The organism is Pseudoalteromonas sp. TB25 (assembly GCF_000497995.1).
Lineage (GTDB): Bacteria > Pseudomonadota > Gammaproteobacteria > Enterobacterales > Alteromonadaceae > Pseudoalteromonas > Pseudoalteromonas distincta.
Map to the genome: position 1 here is coordinate 1 of NZ_AUTI01000142.1, position 2,211 is coordinate 2,211.

The 2,211-nt window shown below is 37.5% G+C and carries 2 protein-coding genes and 1 pseudogene; 2 read left to right on the top strand and 1 reads right to left on the bottom strand.

Translation table 11 applies throughout. The features are described from left to right. Together L652_RS0103055 and L652_RS0103060 are read left to right on the top strand one after the other, a co-directional pair. The coding region (locus L652_RS0103055) for a helix-turn-helix domain-containing protein (protein ID WP_024603274.1) at window positions 1-659 on the top strand (659 nt) is incomplete at its 5' end. Window positions 660-727: 68 nt separating this feature from the next. Beyond that, window positions 728-1,963: an EAL domain-containing protein gene (locus L652_RS0103060; RefSeq protein WP_024594761.1), complete on the top strand. Its 1,236-nt coding sequence runs from the start codon at window positions 728-730 to the stop codon at window positions 1,961-1,963. A gap of 28 nt (window positions 1,964-1,991) precedes the next feature. Here L652_RS0103060 and L652_RS0103065 read toward each other — a convergent pair. Continuing rightward, a pseudogene (locus L652_RS0103065) lies at window positions 1,992-2,211 on the bottom strand (MgtC/SapB family protein); the annotation flags it as partial.

Consider the following 2,211-nt stretch of genomic DNA (forward strand, 5'->3'; position numbering starts at 1 on the left):
ATATTATAGGTGTAGGCACTGGCAACTGTTTACTAGCAGAGGCCGGGTTACTTGACGGGCACCCAGCAACCACCCATTGGCATTACGCTAAACAATTTAGTCACGACTACCCCAAAGTACTGTTAAAGCCTGACTTTTTTATTACTCAATCCGAGCGACTCTATACCGTAGCCAGCCTAAACGCCCTAGCCGATGTAATAGTGCATATTATTAGGCAGTATTATGGCAAAGCTGCCGCGCAGCATGTTGAGCGCAATTTTTCCCACGAAATACGCAAACCCTACGAAGATCAGCGCTATCTTGAAGGTGCGGTTGATCGCCATCCCGATGAGTTAATTGCCCAAATTCAATTTTGGTTAAAAACCAACTTAGCAACAGAGCTTAATTTACAGGATGTAGCCGCACAGTTTAATTTAAGCTATCGCTCTTTTACGCGGCGCTTTAAAGCAGCTACCAACCAAAGCCCTATTGAGTATTGGCAACAGTTACGAGTAGAAGGTGCTAAAGAGTTGCTCGCTTCGTCAAATTTATCAATTCAGGAAGTAGCGTTAGAAGTAGGCTATAACGATCAAGGTCATTTAACGCGAATATTTAGAAAAATACTGAACCAAACACCCAGAGAGTATCGTAAAGTAGTGAGAAAAAAATTGTTTGGTTAATACTTTAAAAACAAGCTAGGCTACTGTATTAATATAAACCATTAACTAAAACACAGGAAGTTGGAAATATGCATGTAAATTTTAGTGAAAATTTACTATTAGATATTGAAGCAGAGACTGATCTCAATACTAGACTAACTCGCTTGCTAGCACTTATTCGTAAACACCTTGATATGGACGTTGCTTTTATTTCTGAGTTTAAAGACTCTAAACGTATATTTAAATTAGTTGATACCAAACGCCCTAACGAGATTGTAAAAGTAGGTAATTTTGATCCCATAAACGAAACCTACTGTAATAAATTAGCCAATAATGAACTAGATAATATAATACCTGACACCAGTAAAAATAGTATAACCCGCGATATGCCGGTTACTAAAAAGCTTAATATTGGCGCTTATATTGGGGTGCCAATTACCTTATATAACGGCGATATTTATGGCACATTTTGCTGCTATAACGAGCAAGAGGACGACACATTAAACAAGCGTGATCTGGCGTTTTTAAATTTAATTTCAGATCTGGCTTCACAGCTTATTGATACACAAATACAAGACAATGAAGCAAAACAACTTATTAAATCTAACGTACTTAATATTATAAACACAAACAATATTGAAATTTACTACCAGCCTATATATAGCTTAAACACAAATAAAGTTTCGGGTTACGAATCCTTGTCTCGCTTTTTTGTTGAGCCCTATAGAACACCTAACATTTGGTTTGATGAAGCAGCACAGTTTGGTTTAGGTGAAGCCCTAGAAATGTTGGCAATAAACAATGTTTTAGGCAATATGAGTCATTTTAATAAAGAGGTGTATGTGTCAATTAACACCTCTCCAGAGCATATACTAAGTGGTGCCGTTGCCAATGCATTAGCTGCTATTTCTGATTGCAGTAATATAGTATTGGAGGTAACCGAACACTCTCCTATTGCCAACTACAATGAAATGTTAACGGCACTCGCGCCACTGCGTAAAAAAGGCATACGCCTAGCTATAGACGATGTTGGTGCGGGGTATTCTTCTTTTCAGCATATTTTGGAGCTACAAGCAGATATTATTAAACTTGATATTAGCCTTACCCGAAACATTAATAGCGATCGTCGTAAATACTTATTAGCTAAAGCATTATGCGGATTTGCTAAAGACATTGGTTGTAATATTATTGCCGAAGGCATAGAAACACTAGAAGAAATAAACACCCTACGCAAACTAAATGTCGATAAGGTTCAGGGCTATTATTTAGGCCGCCCACAAGCACTTTGCGATGCTTTAGTGCATCAAAAATTAGTATTAAGTTAGTTATAAATTTAATTATAAAGACGCCACTTTATAAGTGGCGCTCTGTTTTATTTTCGCTTTTGCGATAATAGCGCTTAGAATAAATTTTAACTTTAGTGTGCACACCTTTACTTAAACTTTTAAACTTAGCTTCAAGCACATCAACACCGTATAAAATACCGACCACCAGCACAGAAAGCTTAATAGCTGCGCCCAAGTTTTCGGTGGCTATCATTACACCAATAGACGCTAACACCCAAATGGTTGCT

Excerpts from the sequence above, each read along its gene's own strand:
- L652_RS0103060 (WP_024594761.1), top strand. The coding sequence starts at position 728 with ATGCATGTAAATTTTAGTGAAAATTTACTATTAGATATTGAAGCAGAG.